This is a genomic window from Ruegeria sp. CG1, assembly GCF_056537265.1.
Genome location: NZ_JBQFRF010000001.1, coordinates 670,346 through 689,212, shown reverse-complemented (window position 1 = coordinate 689,212; position 18,867 = coordinate 670,346). Strand labels below are relative to the sequence as shown.

Sequence of the window (18,867 nt, the reverse complement as noted above, 5' to 3'; positions counted from 1 at the left end):
AACTTTTGGACATACTCTCTTTGATCCCGCAATTTGGCAATCTGCTCTACACGATAATAGCCTTTGTTATTGCGCTTTCAGTGATTGTCGCGGTGCACGAATACGGCCACTACATCGTTGGTCGGTGGTCTGGCATTCATGCCGAAGTGTTCTCGATCGGTTTCGGCCCGGTTCTATGGAGCCGTGTAGACAAGCGCGGCACTCGCTGGCAGGTCGCGCTGCTGCCATTTGGCGGTTATGTCAAATTCCTGGGAGATGCCAATGCCGCGTCCGGCAAAGACGTAGACGCGATGAGTGAGATCTCTGCACAAAGCCCGGAAGAGCTGCGCCGCACCATGCACGGTGCCCCGCTTTGGGCGCGTGCGGCTACTGTTGCGGCAGGGCCGGTCTTTAATTTCGTGATGTCGATATTGGTGTTTGGCCTGATTTTCTGGTCGCAGGGTGTTTCCCGTGAACCTTTGACTGTTGGCGCACTGCAGCCGTTGCCTGGTACAATTCAGGGTCTGCAGGAGGGCGATGAGATTATCGCCATCGCAGGCATTCCAACACCGGATTTCGATGACGCAAGCAACTGGTCCGATTTCATCAATTCGCTGCCTGTAGAACCAGAGCTGGACTATACGGTTATCCGAGATGGAGAGACCACTGATGTCGTGGCACCTTGGCTCTTTCCACCGCTAATCCAACAGGTTACGCCGCGCAGTGCAGCGATGGACATACAGTTGCAGCAAGGCGACGTAATCACGGCGGTAGACGGTGATCCGATCTTTGCGTTCGAGCAGCTTAAGGAACATGTCGAAGGATCGAACGGGCGCGTATTGCTGCTGGATGTATGGCGCGACGGGGCGGATTTAGAATTTGCACTTGCGCCCCGACGCACCGACGAGCCGACGTCCGATGGTGGTTTCATCACCCATTGGCGCATCGGTATCGTAGGCGGCATGATGATCGATCCCGAAACCGTTCCAGCGGGCATTTGGGATTCGATCGAAGGTGGCGTGGTCCAAACCGGGCGCATCATCGAAGGCTCACTGTCGGGAATGTGGCACATGATCACCGGAGCGATCAGCACCTGCAACATTTCCGGGCCGATCGGTATTGCCGAAACCTCGGGTGCTATGGCCAGCCAGGGGGCACAGAACTTCATCTTCTTCATCGCCGTATTGTCAACGGCGGTCGGGTTGCTGAACCTGTTCCCGATCCCAGCCTTGGATGGGGGGCATTTGCTATTCTACGCTTATGAAGCTGTGTCTGGCAGACCACCCAGTGATAAAGCGCTGAGGGTACTGATGGGGGTCGGTGTCACACTGATCCTGTCATTGATGCTTTTCTCGGTCAGTAATGATCTGTTCTGCTGATTAAGGCGATCTTGGCACCGTTCCGACGCAAAATTGCCGCAATTCAAGCCTATCTTATTGGGGTGCATCGATAAGTGTAGGCTTGAGTTCAATGACCAAGGCGTTTCAAAAATCCTATCAGAGTGTCAGTGTCCTGTTCCAGTTGAACTGGGATATGCTGCTTAGCTTTGCCGTGACCGCACTGGCCCTAGCTGTTGGTGGTTATCTGCTCGGTTTGTGATTCTCCAGAACATGTCTGACTTACATGCAACGGCCTGATGGGCCGTTTTTGCTTTTTCGTCTTTTGACATGACCTCACAATCGGGCTACTCAGCAGCTAAAGGCTGAAAATTCTGGGTAGTGATAAAAATGACTGACAGCAGGCGCACGGGCACATACTGCGGCTCGCGGGGGCGGAAAAGCAACATTTTGTGGCAGGCACTAACGTTCTTTTTCCTTTTTGCTACACCGGGTTTACTGGTTCTGACGCAGCCCGCGCAGGCGCAATCCTACACCATCAACAGCTTCGAGGTTGAGGGCAATCGACGGATCGAGACTTCGACGATTATCGCCCGCACCGGAATCGAACCGGGGCAGACTGTTACGGCAGGACAATTGAATGATGCCTTCCAGCGTTTGCTTGACAGTGGTGTTTTTGAAACAGTCGAACTTACACCGCGTGGCAGTACGTTGGTCATCGCGGTCGAGGAATACCCGACCATCAACCAGATCAGCATCGAGGGCAATCGCCGCGTAAAAGACGATCTCCTGCTCGAAGCGATATCGTCCCAAACCCGCCGCGTCTTCACGCCTCAACAGGCCGAAGCGGACGCTGACCTGATTGCCGAAGTATATTCGGCGCAGGGCCGCGTATCCGCGACGGTTATCCCGCGTATCATACGTCGCAGCGATAACCGTGTCGATCTGGTGTTCGAAGTCGCCGAAGGAACGACAATCGAGGTCGAGCGCGTCAGTTTTGTAGGAAACCGCGCGTTTTCGGACCGTCGCCTGCGCCGCGTGCTTGAAACAAAGCAGGCGAACATTCTGCGGACCTTCCTTCGCGGCGACACCTTCATTGCCGACAGAATCGAATTCGACAAACAGGTGATCCGTGATTTCTACCTGTCACGCGGTTATATCGATTTTCGCGTCAATAGTGCCAATGTCGAATTCACCCGCGAACGGGATGCATTCTTTCTGGTTATGAACGTCACAGAAGGACAGCGGTTCTCGTTCGGTCAGATTACGACCGTCAGTGAGATCCCGGGTGTGGACCCAGCGCCTTATCAGGCGGCTCTGAAAGTCAAACCAGGTGTAATTTACTCTCCGACGGTGCTTGAGAACTCGATCGCGCGGATGGAGCGTCTGGGGCTGAAAAACGGCGTTGATTTCCTGCGGGTCGAGCCCCGGGTAACGCGTAATCCCCGCGATCTGACGTTGGATGTCCAGTTCGTGCTGACCCGTGGCCCGCGTATCTTTGTGGAACGCATCGATATCGAGGGGAACACAACCACCCTAGACCGTGTGATCCGCCGTCAATTCGATACCGTTGAAGGCGACCCCTTCAATCCCCGTGAAATCCGCCAGAGCGCCGAACGTATTCGCGCCTTGGGTTTCTTCTCAGTCGCTGATGTGGAAACCCGCGAGGGATCGTCGCCAAGCCAGGTCATCGTGGACGTGGATGTCGAAGAACAACCCACCGGTTCGTTGAGCCTGGGTGGTAGCTACTCGGTCTCGGACGGTTTCGGGATCGCAATCGGATTGAATGAATCGAACTTCCTCGGCCGCGGGCAAAACTTGGGTATCACGTTGTCGACAGCTCAGGATTCTGAGCAGTACGTTATCAACTTTACCGAGCCTTATCTGCTGGGCCGTAAGCTACGCTTTGATCTTGGGCTTGGTCTGGCCAGCACCAATTCGAGCTTTGCCAGCTACGACACAAAAACAGTGTTCTTCCGCCCACAGCTGAGCTACGCGATTGGTGAATTGTCGGCGTTGCGTCTTCGCTATGGTTGGGATCGCAGCGAAATGACCCAGCAGAGCAATGAGCGGAACGGCGCTGTCATCTCATCAGAGATCGATCAGGGGAAACGAACCAGCAGTTCTCTGGGTGTGTCCTACGTATACGATAGCCGTATTGGTGGCCTGAACCCCACAGCGGGCGTCCTGTTCGAAGTCGGCGTGGATGCTGCTGGTCTTGGCGGGGACAATGAATTCTTCAAAACCACGGCACGGGCGATAGCCCAAAAACGCGTCCTCAACGAAGAAGTCGTATTGCGCGCGACGCTTGAATTGGGTGCACTGAACTGGACCGGGGACGATTTCAGCCGCACGCTCGACCGGTTTGTTCTAGGTCCTAGCACATTCCGCGGGTTTGAGCCTGCTGGTATCGGGCCGCGTGACCTTTCGAACGGGCAGGACGATGCCATCGGCGGCAACTACTACTGGGTTGCTCGTTTCGAATCGGACTTCCCGCTGGGGCTGCCCGAAGAACTGGGGCTGCGTGGCGGCGTCTTCTACGATGTTGGCAACCTCTACAATCTCAACAACGTCAACACCGCTGGCGCTGATATTGTTGGTGAAAGCGGTTCGATCCGGCATGTTGTAGGGGTATCCGTACTGTGGGAAACACCGTTTGGTCCGCTTCGCTTCAACTTCTCGCAGGCCCTCAAGAAAGAGGACTTCGATAAAGAGCAAAGCTTTGACCTGACCGTTCAAGCCAGGTTCTGATCGCGAATGATCACCGAAGTTAAGAACATCCTGCAGGGCCCGCTAAGGGCCCTGTGCGTTTTGGTACTTGTAGCTGTAGCAATGCCGCTGGGTGCGCAGCAATTGGGCGTGCCACAAACAGACGTTCTGACAATCTCCAGTGAGCGTTTGTTTGCAGATTCCGCCTTTGGGCAGCGCGTCTTTCGCGAGATTGAAGCCGAAAGCACCCTTTTGGCTGAAGAAAACGAACGGATTGTGGCGCAGTTGAGCAAGGAAGAAAAAGATCTGACCGAAAAGAGGTCAGATCTTTCGGCGGACGAGTTTCGCCCGCTTGCCGAAGCTTTTGACGAGAAAGTTCAATCACACCGTGACGGCCAGCGCGCCAAACTGGACGCATTAGCGCGGCGCGGCGAAGAGGCGCGTGGTCAGTTTTTTGAAATGGCGCAACCGGTGCTGATCGAATTGCTGCGCGAATTTGGCGCCTCGATTGTGATCGAGCGGTCCAATGTGGTTCTAAGCACGGACGCCTCAGATATTACCAACGCTGCGATCGCCAGGATCGATGCCGCAATCGGCGACGGCGCTACACTTGAAAACAATAACAACGAATAGGCTGGCTTGCCCTTGGGTACGGGTATTGCTAACCACGCTTGAAAGAGACATCCAGAACAGGACATCCGCACCATGACCACGGAAACCAAGAGCGCCGACATTCAGCTGATTCAGCGTATATTGCCGCATCGCTATCCGTTTTTGTTGGTCGACAAGGTTGTGGATATCGATGGCTATCAATCAGCGGTGGGCATCAAGAATGTCACTATGAACGAGCCGCACTTTCAGGGCCATTTCCCCGGAACTCCGATCATGCCTGGCGTGACCATTGTCGAGGCGATGGCGCAGACTGCAGGGGTTATGCTGGGTGTCGGCATGGATGTAATCGACAGCGAGTTGCTGATCTATTTCATGAATATCGACAAATGCAAATTCCGCCGCAAGGTCGTACCTGGCGATGTTCTCGAAATGCATGTCGAAACTGTACGCGGTAAGAAAGGTGGCAAGATCTTCAAGTTCAGCGGCCGCGCGACAGTCGAGGGCGAGGTTGCTGCCGAAGCTGAATTTTCGGCCTATGTCGACTGGGACATGGAAAAAACAACATGAGCGGTATTCATCCCAGCGCCATTATCGAAGACGGTGCGCAGATCGGGCAGGGTTGTACGATTGGTCCATTCTGCCATATCGGTCCGCAGGTCCGTCTGGGCGATCGGGTCGAACTGAAATCCCATGTCGTAGTCACCGGCGATACGTCAATTGGTGATGACACAGTGATTTTCAGCTTTGCTGTTGTCGGGGAAATTCCGCAAGACAAGAAATTCGGTGGCGAGAACACGCGCCTTGAAATCGGTGAGCGCAACCGTATCCGCGAACACGTCACTATCAACACCGGCACGGATGGCGGCGGTGGTATCACCCGGATTGGCGATGACTGCTTACTGATGGCCGGTGTCCACGTGGCGCATGATGTACAAATCGGCAACCGGGTCATTCTGGTGAATCACGCTGGCGCGGCTGGTCACTGTATTATCGAGGATGACGTCATCGTTGGCGGAATTTCGGGCTTACATCAGTTCGTGCGCGTAGGTCGCGGTGCCATCATTGGCGCGCTTACGATGGTCCCGAATGATGTGATCCCATATGGGCTTGTTCAGGCGCCTCGGGGCGAGCTGGATGGCTTGAATCTGGTCGGTTTGAAACGGCGTGGTGTAACGCGTGAGGATATCTCGGCATTGCGCGCGGCCTTCAAGGAACTGTCAGAAGGAGACGGCACCTTCATGGATCGCGCCACCCGGCTGGGCGAGGATGCAGACAACGAATATGTGCGCCAGATCGTCGAATTTGTGACGGGGCAAACAGACCGTTCGTTCCTGACCCCGAGGAAGTAGGCCAATGCTGGCATTGATCGCAGGAACTGGCGCTTTACCAGACGAGGTGGTCACTTGTCTGCCAAACCGCCCGCTAATCTGCGCTCTGGAAGGGTTTGAGCCCGATACACTGACCACCGACTTGGTTTTTCCATTAGAGCAACTGGGTAGCTTCATCGCCGATCTCAAAGCCCGCGGCGTGACCGAGATTTGCATGGCAGGGGCAGTGCGTCGTCCGACTGTCAATCCAGCTCGCATTGATGCGGCGACGATGCCGCTGGTGCCGATCCTGCAAAAGGCCATCATGGCCGGTGACGACGGCGCATTGCGCGCGGTCATTGGAATATTTGAGGATGCCGGTTTGACGGTCCGTGCGGCGCATGAGATCGCGCCGGATTTGCTGCCGCCTCTTGGCTCATCGACCGAAGCCCAGCCTTCTGAAACTGATCACGCCGACGCAGATCGAGCGGCAGGAATCCTGCGCAACATGGGGACGGCGGATATCGGTCAGGCTTGCGTAGTACTGAAATCCCAAGCGTTGGCGATCGAGGGCATCTATGGCACCGCATGGATGCTGCAATCCTTGACTCAGCGCCCCGACGCGGGCGGTGGCATTCTGTACAAGGGTCCAAAACCAGATCAGGATCGCCGCGCAGATATGCCTGCCATCGGACCCGACACCGTTTCGGGGGCTGTCGCGGCGGGCCTGTCGGGCATTGTCATCGAAAAGGGCGGCGTCATTGTTTTGCAGCGCGACCGCGTGATTGATGAATGCAATCGCCTTGGTTTGTTTCTTTATGTCCGCGAGCGCACGGTCTGATGCGCGTCTTTCTGGTCGCCGGTGAACCTTCGGGCGACCGATTAGGGGCCGCGTTGATGGAAGGTCTGCGGACCCTTGTGCCAGAGGTGCAGTTTGATGGGATTGGCGGGCCGCTGATGCAGGCGCAGGGACTGACCAGCCGATTTCCCATGTCCGAACTCAGCATTATGGGGTTGGTTGAGGTTCTGCCCAAGTTCTTTCACCTAAAACGCCGTATCGCTGAGACTGCTCAGGCAGTTCTAGACACGAAGCCTGATGTACTGATCACTATCGACAGCCCGGATTTCTCGTTGCGTGTGGCTAAGCTGGTAAAGGCCTCCAGCGAGATTCGCACTGTCCACTACGTTGCCCCCAGCGTCTGGGCCTGGAGGCCGGGGCGCGCAGACAAGATGGCGAAAGTAATCGATCACGTACTTGCGCTGTTACCCTTTGAACCGCCCTATATGGAGCGGGCAGGGATGGAGTGTGACTTTGTCGGCCATCCGGTTGTGAACGAACGCATTGCGTCCGATCAGGATATCCAGCGATTCCGCGCGGCTCATGATCTCGGCGACGCCCCCGTTCTGTTGGCATTGCCCGGCTCTCGGCGGGGTGAGGTCGAACGGCTGGCTCCGATCTTTGGCGCTGCTTTGCAGGAATTTCTGAAAGACCGTCCCGATATGCGCGTGGTCGTGCCCGCAGTTGCACATATGGTTGATGCGGTCGCCGAACAGGTTCGGAACTGGCCGGGGAATCCGATAGTTGTCGATCCGCGGGAATTGCCCTCGGACGACGCGCAAGCGCAGAAACGGGCAGCGTTTGCCGCAGCTGATCTTGCATTGGCTGCATCCGGCACGGTCTCATTGGAACTGGCCGCGCAGGCAACACCGATGGTGATCGCCTATAACCTCAACTGGCTGACCACGCTGATCGCAAAACGAATGGTTAAGCTGGACACCGTCACACTGGTCAATCTGGTCTCGGAGACACACGCAGTACCCGAATGTCTGCTGGATGAATGCCAACCGGACAAGATCGCTTCGGCGTTGGAACAGGTGGCCGCCACCCCCGACGCCCAACATCAAGCCATGGCGACGACGATGGAGCGTCTTGGTCGCGGTGGCGAAGCACCGGGTCGGCGTGCGGCAAGGGCCGTTTTGGACAGAATGTAATCGTGATGCTGGATCACACGATCTTCGCTGCTTCGGCCTTCATGGCGCAGGTTTTGACCAATCTCGACAACCTTGCAGCTCTTGTAGCGTTGATGATGGTGTCTGGTCCGCGCCGGACCGTTGCGGGGTTCCTGCTGGCGCAAATGTTAATCATCGCTGCCGCCTTATTGTTGGCCTTGGGTGTCGATGATGTGGTGCCACATTGGGCTGGATATCTGGGCGTGATACCACTTGGCCTCGGGCTGATCGGAGTTATCCGTCAGTTCCGCGGATCGGAGACCGAGGAGGCCCCTCAAATATCCACGGGTGCTTCGACATTCGTCACCATGCTGCTGTTCATAAGTCTGTCGATGGACACGTTCGCTGTGCTTGCGCCGCTATTGGCCGACTCAGCCCCCAGCTATCGGATTGCGGGTGTCACCGGCGCGGTGGCAGCAGCGCTGACGCTGACCATGCTGGGGCTTTGGGGTGCACAATCCCCAATCATGACTGGCGGTTTCGCACGTCGGCTTGAGAAACTGGTGCCTTACGTAATGATTTGTGCCGGGATCTATATCCTCAGCAACTCGTGGACTGACGCGATTTAGTAACCGCGCCAGATCCAGCCGCCGCCAAAGATACGGCTGCCATCGGTTTCGTAGAACACACAAGCCTGACCCGGAGAGATACCTTCCTCGGGCGTCAGCAATTCAACCTCGGCTGTTGTGTCCGAAAGGGGGCGAATAATCGCCTCACGCGGGGGGCGGGTCGAGCGGACTTTGACCGAAACATGCCATTCGTTCTTTGACGTGAACGGTTCGTCTCCCAGCCAATTGATCTCGCGCACGGGAACGGTTCTTGTGGCCAACATCTCTTTGGGGCCGACAACAACCTGTTTCTTGTCCACATCCAGCTTGACCACATACAAAGGTTCGCTGAGACCACCGATACCGAGCCCACGACGCTGACCGATCGTATAGTGAATCACCCCGTTATGCTGCGCCAGAACGCGGCCATCGGCGTGTACGATCTCACCGGGTTCTGCGGCTCCGGGGCGCAGTTTTTCGATCACGCTGGCATAGTTTCCGTTGGGCACAAAACAGATGTCCTGACTATCCGGCTTGTCCGCAACGGCCAGCCCATATTGTGCCGCCATCTCGCGCGTGGCGTCTTTGGAGGGCAGGTGGCCTAGCGGGAAACGCAGGAAATCCAACTGTTCTGGTGTGGTCGAAAATAGGAAATAGGACTGATCGCGATTTGCATCCTCAGCGCTATGAAGCTCGGCGCCTTTGGGGCCCATCTTGCGCTGAATATAGTGGCCCGTGGCCATGCAGTCGGCCTCAAGGTCCTTGGCGGTCTCAAGCAAGTCCTTGAACTTCACCCGTTCATTGCAACGGATGCAGGGCACCGGAGTCGCGCCGGCAAGATAGCTGTCGGCGAATTCGTCGATTACAGCGTCCTTGAAGATATTTTCATAGTCCAAGACGTAGTGAGGGAACCCGCGTTCTTCCGCCACGCGACGCGCATCGTGGATGTCGATCCCCGCACAGCACGCGCCTTTCTTGGCCAACGCCGCACCGTGATCGTAAAGCTGCAGAGTAACACCTACGACATCATAGCCTTGATCAGCGAGATGGGCCGCCACAACAGAGCTGTCCACACCGCCGGACATGGCCACGACAACCCGCGTTTCCGAGGGTGGTTTGGCAAAGCCAAGCGAGTTCAGCGGGGTCTCGGTATCGAGGGCCATAGGCGGTTCCAGTCCGGGTTAAGAAAGACCGGCAGAATATAAGAAAATTCTAGACACTCTCAAGGGGCGGTTTCACGCCCTTTTAAGTAGGCTGGGTGCAGCTTTGTCGCAGCAGCAGAAGGTATGAGAGATGTATTTGCACAAAGTGGAAGGTCCAAGGTCGGTCACCCTGCCGGACGGGAGCGTGCTGACACGCGCCGATTTGCCTCCTGCGGATACGCGGCGCTGGGTGGCGTCGCGCAAGGTGATCGTCGTGCGTGGTGTACTTTATGGGTTGATTTCGTTGTCCGAAGCCAAAAAGCGCTATGGCATCAGCGATGAAGAGTTCAACTCGTGGGTCTCAGCAGTTGCTGAGCACGGGATCGATGCGTTGAAGGTAACGGCCTTAAAAAAATATCGACAACTTAAAGGTGAAAGTGAATAAATGATTCAACGGTAACGTCAGATTAACCATTTTTATTCAGGCTCAAATCAGTTGAAGAATTTGAACTAAATTGGAGCAGTGAACATGCGCATACTTCTTGTCGAGGATGATCCAACCACGTCCAAAAGCATCGAACTGATGCTGACACACGCCAATCTCAACGTGTATGCGACGGACCTTGGCGAAGAAGGCATCGATCTGGCCAAGCTATATGATTACGACCTCATCCTGTTGGACTTGAATCTGCCGGATATGAACGGCCATGAAGTGTTGCGCCAACTGCGCATAGCACGGGTAGAGACACCGATCCTGATTCTGTCGGGCGCTGATGACACCGAAAGCAAGATCAAGGGATTCGGATTTGGAGCAGACGACTATCTGACCAAGCCTTTCCATCGCGAAGAGCTGGTGGCGCGCATTCATGCGATTATCCGCCGCTCTAAGGGGCATTCTCAATCCGTGATTCACACCGGGCAGGTCGCCGTAAATCTGGATGCCAAAACCGTAGAGGTGAACGGAAAAACCGTACACCTGACAGGCAAGGAATATCAGATGCTGGAACTTCTGAGCCTGCGGAAAGGGACAACACTGACCAAAGAAATGTTCCTGAACCATCTCTACGGCGGCATGGATGAGCCCGAGCTCAAGATTATCGACGTCTTCATCTGCAAGTTACGCAAGAAACTCAGCAATGCGACCGGCGGTGAGAATTATATCGAGACGGTCTGGGGTCGTGGATACGTCCTGCGTGATCCGCAAGCAAACAACATGGGTGAAACCCGCATGGCCGTAGGTGCCTGATCTTATATGATTGCTACCGTCAATGGTCCGGGGCGGTAAATCCACTCGCGTGTCAGCACAACACTGGACCTGACCATGGCCTCGTCCTATCACTGGTTTTCAAGACGATGTGACAGGGCGGGGCCATGAGCGATACCACAGCAATCGCAGATCTGACAGAAGATGAAGCACGGGAAGAATTGGCCCGGCTCGCCAAGGAATTGCTGCGGGCAAACCAGCTTTATCACACTGAAGATGCTCCAGAAATTTCGGATGCCGACTATGATTCTCTCAAGCGTCGCAATGCCGAGATCGAGGCGCGATTCCCCGAACTGAAACGCTCCGACAGCCCTACTGAACAAGTGGGCGCACGCGTTTCAGATGGATTTGCAAAAGTGACCCACGCCGTGCGTATGATGTCACTGGGCAATGCGTTTGATGACACGGATGTTGCCGATTTTGACCGCTCGATCCGCAAATATCTGGGACTGGGAGATGAGGCACCGCTCGCCTATACAGCTGAGCCCAAAATCGACGGCCTGTCATTATCCCTACGGTATGAGCAGGGTGAACTGATGCAGGCTGCAACACGTGGTGATGGTGAGACCGGTGAAAACGTTACCGCAAATGCGCGTACGCTTTCCGATATTCCACACCGAATTGAGGGTGCACCAGACGTTCTTGAGGTTCGCGGCGAGGTATACATGTCTCACCATGATTTCGAGGCTTTGAACGCACGTCAGGTCGAAACAGGTGGAAAGACCTTTGCAAATCCGCGCAACGCTGCGGCAGGTTCGCTCCGTCAACTGGATTCCGAAATAACACGATCTCGCCCGCTGAAATTCTTTGCCTACGCCTGGGGTGAACTGTCTGCACCGCTAGCTGAGACTCAGATGGGTGCAATTGATCGCCTCAAAACCTTGGGGTTCCAGGTAAATGCGCTGACAAGGTGTTGCTCAACGACTAATGAGATGTTGGAACATTACCGTCAGATTGAAGCTCAGCGCGCGACCTTGGGCTATGACATTGATGGGGTCGTATACAAGGTCGATGATCTGAGTCTGCAGGCCCGGCTGGGTTTCCGATCTACCACGCCCCGCTGGGCGATTGCGCACAAATTTCCTGCCGAACTGGCTTGGACGCGGCTTGAAGCCATCGACATTCAAGTGGGCCGTACCGGCGCACTTAGCCCGGTAGCGCGGCTGCATCCGGTAACCGTTGGCGGGGTAGTTGTCTCGAACGCGACCCTACACAATGAAGATTATATTGCTGGGCGGGACGCCAAAGGCGGAGTCATTCGTGAAGGCAAGGATATTCGCGTTGGAGATTGGGTTCAGGTCTATCGGGCCGGGGATGTGATCCCGAAAATCTCGGATGTTGATCTGTCGAAACGACCCGATGATGCGCGGCCCTTCGCTTTCCCGACGAAATGCCCGGAATGTGACAGCGACGCGATCCGGGAAGAGGGGGATGCGGTCCGCCGCTGCACAGGGGGGCTGATATGTCCCGCTCAGGCGGTTGAAAAACTCAAACATTTCGTATCGCGCAAGGCGTTCGATATCGAAGGGCTTGGCGCAAAACAAATCGAGGTGTTTTATGGCGATCCTCTTCTGCCAATAAACACACCCGCTGATATATTTACATTGAAAGATCGCGACACCGAAAACCTGGCCCGGTTGAAAAACCGCGACGGCTGGGGCGAGACATCGGCAAGCAACCTGTTTGCAGCGATCGATGACAAGCGAACCATACCGTTTGCCCGTCTGTTGTTCGCTCTGGGGATTCGTCATGTGGGCGAAGTTGGTGCACGAGATTTGGCGTTGTTTTATCGGGAATGGGATGTAATGGCGGCCTCCATTGATACGGCCCGGCCTGCCGCGCTTGCGCAGCGTGCAGCCGATGAAGCGGAAGACGCCGAGAGAATCGCGGCTACTGCAGAAGCGAGGCGTGCGAAAGTTAAAGAAGTTCGGGATGCGGCTTTCGTGCGAATGGATGTTTCGACAGATGCCGCCAGCGCCTGGGCTGATCTGATTGGTATCGACGGAATCGGCGCCACGCTCGGGTTGTCACTATCTGATGCGTTTGCCAATTCGGAGGAACGCCAAGCATTTGATGATCTGCGTAAACATCTGACGGTTGTTCCACCAGAGGCTCCTGCGTCAGACAGTCCGGTCGCAGGAAAAACCGTCGTGTTTACGGGAACGCTTGAAAAGATGACACGCGCCGAGGCCAAGGCCCGCGCCGAAGCGTTGGGAGCCAAAGTGTCCGGCTCGGTCAGTCAGAAAACTGATTTGCTCGTGGCGGGCCCGGGTGCAGGGTCCAAGGCGAAAAAAGCGGCTGATCTGGGCATCGAAACCTTGGATGAAGATAGCTGGCTTCAACTGATTGGCGATCTATGAGCGGCAGGCCTGAACAGCTCTTTCCGCTGTTTGCGGGTCTTGAAACACTAGATGGTGTGGGGCCGAAGACCGCGCAGCTTCTGGGCCAATTAGGGATCGATTCACCGCGCGATGTATTGTTTTCGCTACCCTATGCGGTGATTGACCGGCGGCGACGCGATACGATAAAGGGCGCCGACCTTCCGACGACTCTGACTGTTGAGGTGACGATCGGCGCGCATCGACCACCGCGGAACAAAGGGGGCGCATATCGCATTCATGTTGAAGACAGTCAGGCGGATTTCCAACTGGTGTTTTTTCATGCCCGAGGGGACTATCTGAAGAAGCTGTTGCCGGAGGGCGCACGCCGGGTGGTATCGGGAAAGCTTGAGCTGTTCGATGGCATGGTTCAGATGGTACACCCCGATCATATGGTCGCGCCTGAAAACGCAGGCGAATTGCCCGAGTTTGAGCCGGTTTATCATCTGACGCAGGGTGTGACGCAAAAAACTGCCTATAAAGCTGCTCAAAGTGCGTTGGCGCGAGTACCTGCATTGGCCGAATGGGCCGACCCCGCTCAGGTGGCACAACAGAATTGGCCAGATTGGACAACTGCTATTCACGCGGCGCATCACCCACAAGGGGCGGACGACGTAGCACCTTTTGCGCCTGCGCGGGAACGTCTGGCTTACGATGAGCTGCTCGCACATCAACTGACGCTGGCCCTGGCACGACAGCGTGAGCGTAAAGCGCGTGGAATCGTCAGTCTCGGCACCGGTGCATTGCAATCCAAGGTGCTGGCAAGCCTTCCATATCGACCAACCGGAGCGCAGACACGCGCGATCGAGGAAATCTCGGCAGATATGGCCGCTGAGACGCGGATGAACCGGTTGCTTCAGGGTGATGTGGGGGCAGGAAAGACTCTGGTAGCATTTGTTTCGCTGCTTATAGCCGTCGAAGCTGGCGGGCAGGGGGTGATGATGGCCCCTACCGAAATCCTTGCCCGGCAGCATCTTGAAGGGCTGCGACCATTGGCAGAAGAAGCCGGAGTTGTGCTGGAAATCCTGACCGGGCGCGACAAGGGGGCTGAGCGTCGAGCGAAGCTGGCTGCGCTGAAGCAGGGAGATATTCAGATATTGGTCGGTACCCACGCGGTGTTTCAGGACGATGTTGAATTCAAAGCCCTAAGGCTGGCCATCGTTGATGAGCAGCACCGTTTTGGCGTCCGCCAACGCATGGAGCTGTCCGAAAAGGGCCAACGCGCGGATGTGCTGGTGATGACCGCTACGCCCATCCCGCGCAGTTTGGCGCTTGCGCAGTACGGCGATATGGACGTCTCGGTGCTGGATGAAAAGCCGCCGGGTCGTAAACCGATCAAGACCGCAGTCGTCAGCACGCAACGCATGGACGAAGTTGTGGCCCATCTGCGCGGTGCGATTGATGCAGGCAAACAATGCTATTGGGTGTGCCCATTAGTCGATGAATCCGAGGTCTCGGACCTGACTGCAGCTGAAGAGCGTTTCAAAAGGTTGCGCGCGATCTTGGGGGACGATGTGGTGGGTCTGGTACACGGCCAAATGCCGCCCGCCGATAAAGACGCGGCAATGGCGGCGTTTCAGAGTGGTAAGACCAAAGTCCTTGTCGCTACTACGGTGATCGAGGTTGGGGTGAACGTGCCGAACGCCACGATCATGGTGATTGAGCGGGCAGAGATTTTTGGTCTGGCGCAGTTGCATCAGCTTAGGGGCCGAGTTGGACGTGGTGAAGATGCCTCAACCTGTTTGTTGATGTATCAGCCACCGCTTAGCGAGGGTGGTCGCAAACGGCTGGAGGTACTCCGAGAAACTGAAGACGGCTTCCGCATTGCCGAGACCGATCTGCAGATGCGCGGTGCGGGTGACTTGATCGGAACCGCACAATCTGGCCTGCCAAAGTTCCGGATAGCTGATCTTGAAAGGCAAGCTGGGCTGATGGCGGTGGCGCAATCAGATGCGCGCGCTTTGCTGTCCGCAGACCCCAAATTGACCTCGGATCGGGGGCAGGCTGCGCGTGTTCTTCTGTGGCTTATGAAGCAGGATCAGGCGATCCGTTTGATATCAGTGGGTTAGACCGAAAATCCCACTAAGTCCACAAATGTTCTCAAAAAGTTCTTTACCGACTCGTTAAAATATGAGAACAAAAGGTCAACAAAGGATTAAACCTGACCGGAGGTGAGACCATGCTGAGCCAGATCAAAACTGCCTTTACCCGTTCACAATCCACGATTTTGCAGGATGCAGCGGGCGCGGTTTCACTGGTTGTGATGCTGGTGGTTGCCCTTCACCTGCCAACCGGGTTCTAAGCCTTTCTGCCTGCGATCTCGTGCCGATCACACCGCGCTTGTCTCCCCGTCATAGTCAAGGGTGACCTGCCTGTCCCATTTCCCTTGAAGGGGCCTGCCTCGGCCCCGTGCGGTGATCCGGACCCTACATGAGAAACGCATGACTTGCCGCCGCCCTTTCCGCCCGGAAGGTGCGGCGGTTCTTTTTACAGCTGTCCGGTTTTGATGATTTCGATCGTGGCGGATAGAACTGAATTTACGGCGACAGATGCAAGGATCATCCCCATCACGCGGCTGATGATCGCCGCGCCGGAATGCCCGATCAACCGGATGATCGGCTCGGCCAGCAGCATCAGCACAAACGCTATGGCAATAACGACCAACATAACCAGTGCAGTGATGCTCTGATCGGCGACGCTGTATCGGTTGTTGTCCGTTAGAACCACTATCGCCAGCATCGCGCCCGGTGACGCAAGCGAAGGGACGGCCAAAGGGAATATGGCCGGATTGGTCTTGTGCATTTTGTCGTCCAAGTCTTCTTCGGCCTGGCGCTGCTCGATCACCTGTTTGCTTTCGCCAAAGATCATGGTCAGAGCGAAGAGAAACAGAATAATTCCGCCTGCAACCTGAAACGAGTTAAGGCCGATATCCAAAGCCTCGATCACAAGTTGCCCAAAGATCAGAAAGAACAGCAGAATGCCTGCGCTGACCAACGCGGCCAGTAAAGCGGTTTTACGACGCGCACCCGTCGCGATCCCAGCAGTGACAGCGATAAAGACGGGGATGGTGCCGATCGGGTCGATCACGACCCAGAGCGTCACAAAATGTTCCAGCAAATTGTTCACGTTAGCCCCCCCAATCATTGGGGGCACCCTATACGGCTTTGTATGGAAAAGCCAATCAGGCGCAGTTGGCTTGTTCGGCCTGCTCCATCGCCTCGGCGGTCGCGTCAAGCGCCAGCAGGATTGACGCGTGGCGGTTCTTGTAGTCCCGCGCGGGCATCAGAACTTCGAGCCCGTCAAAGGGCGCCTCGGGGGCAGGGCCGTCTTTCTTCAGCATTGCGGAAAGCTGATCACGTGCGGTTTCGACCTGCGACCGCGTCGCCCCGATCACGGCGCTGCCTACGATCGAAGCCGAGGCCTGACCCAACGCACAGGCCTTGACGTCTTGCCCAAAGTCCACGATCCGCCCATCTTCAAGCTTGACGTCTACAGTCACGGTCGATCCACACAAAGGGGCTCGTTTCTTTACCGTCGCAGCGGGATTATCCAAGCGATCCAGATGCGGAATATCCGCAGCTAGCGCCAAGATGCGTCCGGAATAGAGCTTGATCAGATCGGTTTCGCCGCTCATGGCTTTCCCTCGTTGTCCATTCCCCATACATAATGGCGGGATTCTGGGATGCAAAAGGTTTTTGCGATGGCTGACGCAGTCTTGTTCGATCCGTCGACACTGAAATTCAACGAGGCGGGTTTGATCCCCGCGATCGCACAGGACGAAGCGACGGGTGAGGTTCTGATGATGGCCTGGATGAATGCCCAATCCATCGAGCGCACGTTGGAAACCGGACGGGTTACGTATTGGTCGCGGTCGCGACAGGCGTTCTGGATCAAGGGCGAAAGCTCAGGCCACTTTCAGGCCCTGGTGGATTTTCGTGTCGATTGCGACAGGGATTGCCTGCTGGTCGTGGTGAACCAAACGGGGCCAGCCTGTCACACCAATCGGCGAAGCTGTTTCTACACGGCTGTCCGCGATGGGACCGAAGTCGAACTCATGAAGCCGATGGAATAGTGGGGCCTCTGATGGTGGTCAGGTCAAATGCCCACCATCTCTCTGATTTCAGCGGGAGATGCTCCTTGTTCGCGATAAAGCGAGATGGCGCGAGCGTCGTCACGTTTCGCGAGGCGTTTGCCGTTGTTGTCCCGGATCAGACGGTGATGATGATAAACAGGTGTCGGCAACCCAAGCAGCCCTTGTAATAGGACATGTATCTGCGTGGCTTCGAACAAATCCTCGCCTCGGACCACATGGGAGATGTTCTGATCCGCATCATCAACCACGACGGACAGGTGATACGAACTGCCCATATTGCGCCGAACGAGAATGATGTCGCCAACCGCGTTCAGGAGGTTGTGCGCATCAAGCTCATGCGTTCCCAAATACTTCGCACCAGTTTCACAAAATCCACGAAGTTCGGATGCCTTGATTGCCTTGTGCATGTTCAGGCGCAGAACATCACCAGCTGAAGCATCCGACAAAGGGCGGTCGCGGCACGTGCCTGGATAGATGCGCCCGTCAGGTCCGAACTGGGGTACACCTTCCTGCGGAGCACCGGCCGCAGATTCGATATCGGCACGATTGCAGCTGCAAGGGTAGACCAGGCCCGTGTTTTTGAGAATCTCCAATGCCTCTCTGTATCGCGGCAGCCTGTCCGACTGGCGCATCACCGGGTGCGGCCAGCGCAGTCCAAGCCAGTGCAGGTCGTCGTAGATCTGGGTTTCCCAATGGGACCTGGATCGCGATTGATCAATATCTTCGATCCGTAAAAGAAATGATCCACCCGCAGCCCGTGCCTGATCAAACGCAAGAAGCGCGGAATAGGCATGCCCCAAATGCAGCGGACCTGTTGGCGATGGCGCAAAACGCGTTGTGAATGTCACGTTTTTTCAACAACATAAACGTCTGATTTCATGTCCATACCCGGTAGATGCGGACCGTATTCGCGGAATAACAGCCTTGCGTGACCCATGTCTAGCCAGTCGTTCAGCCGCCCGGTGTAAGTGCGGTCAGCCAAAGTGTGATCGTTGAAGGAAAACGCCAGATATCCGCCACGTGGCAGCGCGTTCATAAGTAGATCAAAGGTTTCAGGCGGCGCGGCACCAACGCCGATGACGCCAATGCACGTTATGGCTGAGTAAGCCTCGGCCTCAATGGGGTTGGGATCAGTAACTTCGAAGTTTATCAAGTTGCGATAAACCCCCTTGGCAGCGGCACCTTCCAGCATCTTTGGTGTTGGATCCATCCCATCGATGACACGAAAACCCGCCTTGCGAAGTGCTAAACCCGACAACCCGGTACCGCATCCGTAGTCCAGCACCGGCACATCAGCATCTGAGACAAAGGATTTCAATGCTGCCGCAACACGGTCCGGGGTGACATATCCGTGCTCACCGACTTCATCATCGTATGAGGCCGCCCATTTCTGGTAGTGATCGTGCGTTTCCTGGGCAGAATTCAGATTGTATGTGTCTTTCAGAAACTTATCGCTCATACCTTACATGTTAGGCGCAGGCTGGGGGC

20 protein-coding genes are annotated in these 18,867 nt (G+C 55.9%); 15 read left to right on the top strand and 5 right to left on the bottom strand.

Annotated elements, in window-relative coordinates:
* The first annotated feature begins 5 nt into the window (after positions 1-5).
* From rseP to ACR0AU_RS03450, 9 genes are all read left to right on the top strand, one after another.
* Positions 6-1,358, top strand: a complete 1,353-nt coding sequence (rseP, locus tag ACR0AU_RS03490; protein ID WP_170595683.1) for an RIP metalloprotease RseP — start codon at positions 6-8, stop codon at positions 1,356-1,358.
* Positions 1,359-1,449: 91 nt separating this feature from the next.
* On the top strand, positions 1,450-1,578 hold the full coding sequence (locus ACR0AU_RS03485) for a hypothetical protein (RefSeq protein WP_255612105.1): 129 nt from the start codon (positions 1,450-1,452) through the stop codon (positions 1,576-1,578).
* Positions 1,579-1,706: 128 nt separating this feature from the next.
* Entirely contained in the window at positions 1,707-4,067 is a 2,361-nt protein-coding gene (bamA, locus tag ACR0AU_RS03480; RefSeq protein WP_170393133.1) for an outer membrane protein assembly factor BamA, read from the top strand.
* A gap of 6 nt (positions 4,068-4,073) precedes the next feature.
* Entirely contained in the window at positions 4,074-4,658 is a 585-nt protein-coding gene (locus tag ACR0AU_RS03475) for an OmpH family outer membrane protein (RefSeq protein WP_170393132.1), read from the top strand.
* A 72-nt stretch (positions 4,659-4,730) separates the two neighbouring features.
* Complete coding sequence (gene fabZ, locus ACR0AU_RS03470; RefSeq protein ID WP_170393131.1) at positions 4,731-5,204, top strand: 3-hydroxyacyl-ACP dehydratase FabZ; 474 nt, start codon at positions 4,731-4,733, stop codon at positions 5,202-5,204.
* Positions 5,201-5,986 (top strand): acyl-ACP--UDP-N-acetylglucosamine O-acyltransferase, encoded by a 786-nt coding sequence (gene lpxA, locus ACR0AU_RS03465; RefSeq protein WP_170405636.1) that lies wholly within the window; start codon positions 5,201-5,203, stop codon positions 5,984-5,986. Before fabZ ends, lpxA begins: the two co-directional genes overlap by 4 nt.
* A 4-nt stretch (positions 5,987-5,990) precedes the next feature.
* Positions 5,991-6,785, top strand: coding sequence for an LpxI family protein (locus tag ACR0AU_RS03460; protein WP_480795268.1), 795 nt, complete (start codon positions 5,991-5,993; stop codon positions 6,783-6,785).
* Positions 6,785-7,936 carry a lipid-A-disaccharide synthase gene (gene lpxB / locus ACR0AU_RS03455; protein WP_480795267.1) on the top strand — a complete coding sequence of 384 codons (1,152 nt, stop codon included), beginning with the start codon at positions 6,785-6,787 and terminating at the stop codon, positions 7,934-7,936. The genes ACR0AU_RS03460 and lpxB overlap by 1 nt, the downstream gene beginning before the upstream one ends.
* Positions 7,937-7,941: 5 nt before the next feature.
* Positions 7,942-8,523, top strand: coding sequence for a cadmium resistance transporter (locus ACR0AU_RS03450; protein WP_170646017.1), 582 nt, complete (start codon positions 7,942-7,944; stop codon positions 8,521-8,523).
* Here ACR0AU_RS03450 and mnmA read toward each other — a convergent pair.
* Positions 8,520-9,665 carry a tRNA 2-thiouridine(34) synthase MnmA gene (gene mnmA / locus ACR0AU_RS03445; RefSeq protein ID WP_170393126.1) on the bottom strand — a complete coding sequence of 382 codons (1,146 nt, stop codon included), beginning with the start codon at positions 9,663-9,665 and terminating at the stop codon, positions 8,520-8,522. The genes ACR0AU_RS03450 and mnmA overlap by 4 nt on opposite strands.
* Positions 9,666-9,795: 130 nt before the next feature.
* On the opposite strand from mnmA, the gene sciP reads away from it, so the two are divergent.
* The 5 genes from sciP (at position 9,796) to ACR0AU_RS03420 (ending at position 15,588) form a co-directional block, all read left to right on the top strand.
* Positions 9,796-10,089 carry a CtrA inhibitor SciP gene (sciP, locus tag ACR0AU_RS03440; protein ID WP_170393125.1) on the top strand — a complete coding sequence of 98 codons (294 nt, stop codon included), beginning with the start codon at positions 9,796-9,798 and terminating at the stop codon, positions 10,087-10,089.
* A gap of 84 nt (positions 10,090-10,173) precedes the next feature.
* Positions 10,174-10,890 (top strand): response regulator transcription factor CtrA, encoded by a 717-nt coding sequence (ctrA, locus tag ACR0AU_RS03435; protein ID WP_170393124.1) that lies wholly within the window; start codon positions 10,174-10,176, stop codon positions 10,888-10,890.
* 125 nt (positions 10,891-11,015) lie between these two features.
* Complete coding sequence (ligA, locus tag ACR0AU_RS03430) at positions 11,016-13,268, top strand: NAD-dependent DNA ligase LigA (protein WP_480795266.1); 2,253 nt, start codon at positions 11,016-11,018, stop codon at positions 13,266-13,268.
* Positions 13,265-15,355 (top strand): ATP-dependent DNA helicase RecG, encoded by a 2,091-nt coding sequence (recG, locus tag ACR0AU_RS03425; RefSeq protein ID WP_170732155.1) that lies wholly within the window; start codon positions 13,265-13,267, stop codon positions 15,353-15,355. The genes ligA and recG overlap by 4 nt, the downstream gene beginning before the upstream one ends.
* Before the next feature lie 110 nt (positions 15,356-15,465).
* A complete protein-coding gene (locus ACR0AU_RS03420; protein ID WP_255612104.1) occupies positions 15,466-15,588 on the top strand; it encodes a hypothetical protein in 123 nt (40 codons plus the stop codon).
* A gap of 185 nt (positions 15,589-15,773) precedes the next feature.
* Here ACR0AU_RS03420 and ACR0AU_RS03415 read toward each other — a convergent pair whose 3' ends face one another.
* Entirely contained in the window at positions 15,774-16,412 is a 639-nt protein-coding gene (locus ACR0AU_RS03415; RefSeq protein ID WP_170393121.1) for a MarC family protein, read from the bottom strand.
* A gap of 55 nt (positions 16,413-16,467) precedes the next feature.
* Positions 16,468-16,920, bottom strand: coding sequence for an iron-sulfur cluster assembly scaffold protein (locus ACR0AU_RS03410; RefSeq protein ID WP_480795265.1), 453 nt, complete (start codon positions 16,918-16,920; stop codon positions 16,468-16,470).
* Between the two features lie 48 nt (positions 16,921-16,968).
* Here ACR0AU_RS03410 and hisI point away from each other — a divergent pair, with 48 nt between their 5' ends.
* A complete protein-coding gene (gene hisI, locus ACR0AU_RS03405) occupies positions 16,969-17,358 on the top strand; it encodes a phosphoribosyl-AMP cyclohydrolase (RefSeq protein WP_480795264.1) in 390 nt (129 codons plus the stop codon).
* A 23-nt stretch (positions 17,359-17,381) separates the two neighbouring features.
* On the opposite strand, the gene gluQRS is transcribed toward hisI, so the two are convergent.
* Positions 17,382-18,227 (bottom strand): tRNA glutamyl-Q(34) synthetase GluQRS, encoded by an 846-nt coding sequence (gene gluQRS / locus ACR0AU_RS03400; RefSeq protein WP_480795263.1) that lies wholly within the window; start codon positions 18,225-18,227, stop codon positions 17,382-17,384.
* Positions 18,224-18,838 carry a class I SAM-dependent methyltransferase gene (locus tag ACR0AU_RS03395; RefSeq protein ID WP_170595665.1) on the bottom strand — a complete coding sequence of 205 codons (615 nt, stop codon included), beginning with the start codon at positions 18,836-18,838 and terminating at the stop codon, positions 18,224-18,226. The genes gluQRS and ACR0AU_RS03395 overlap by 4 nt, the downstream gene beginning before the upstream one ends.
* Between the last annotated feature and the right edge of the window lie 29 nt (positions 18,839-18,867).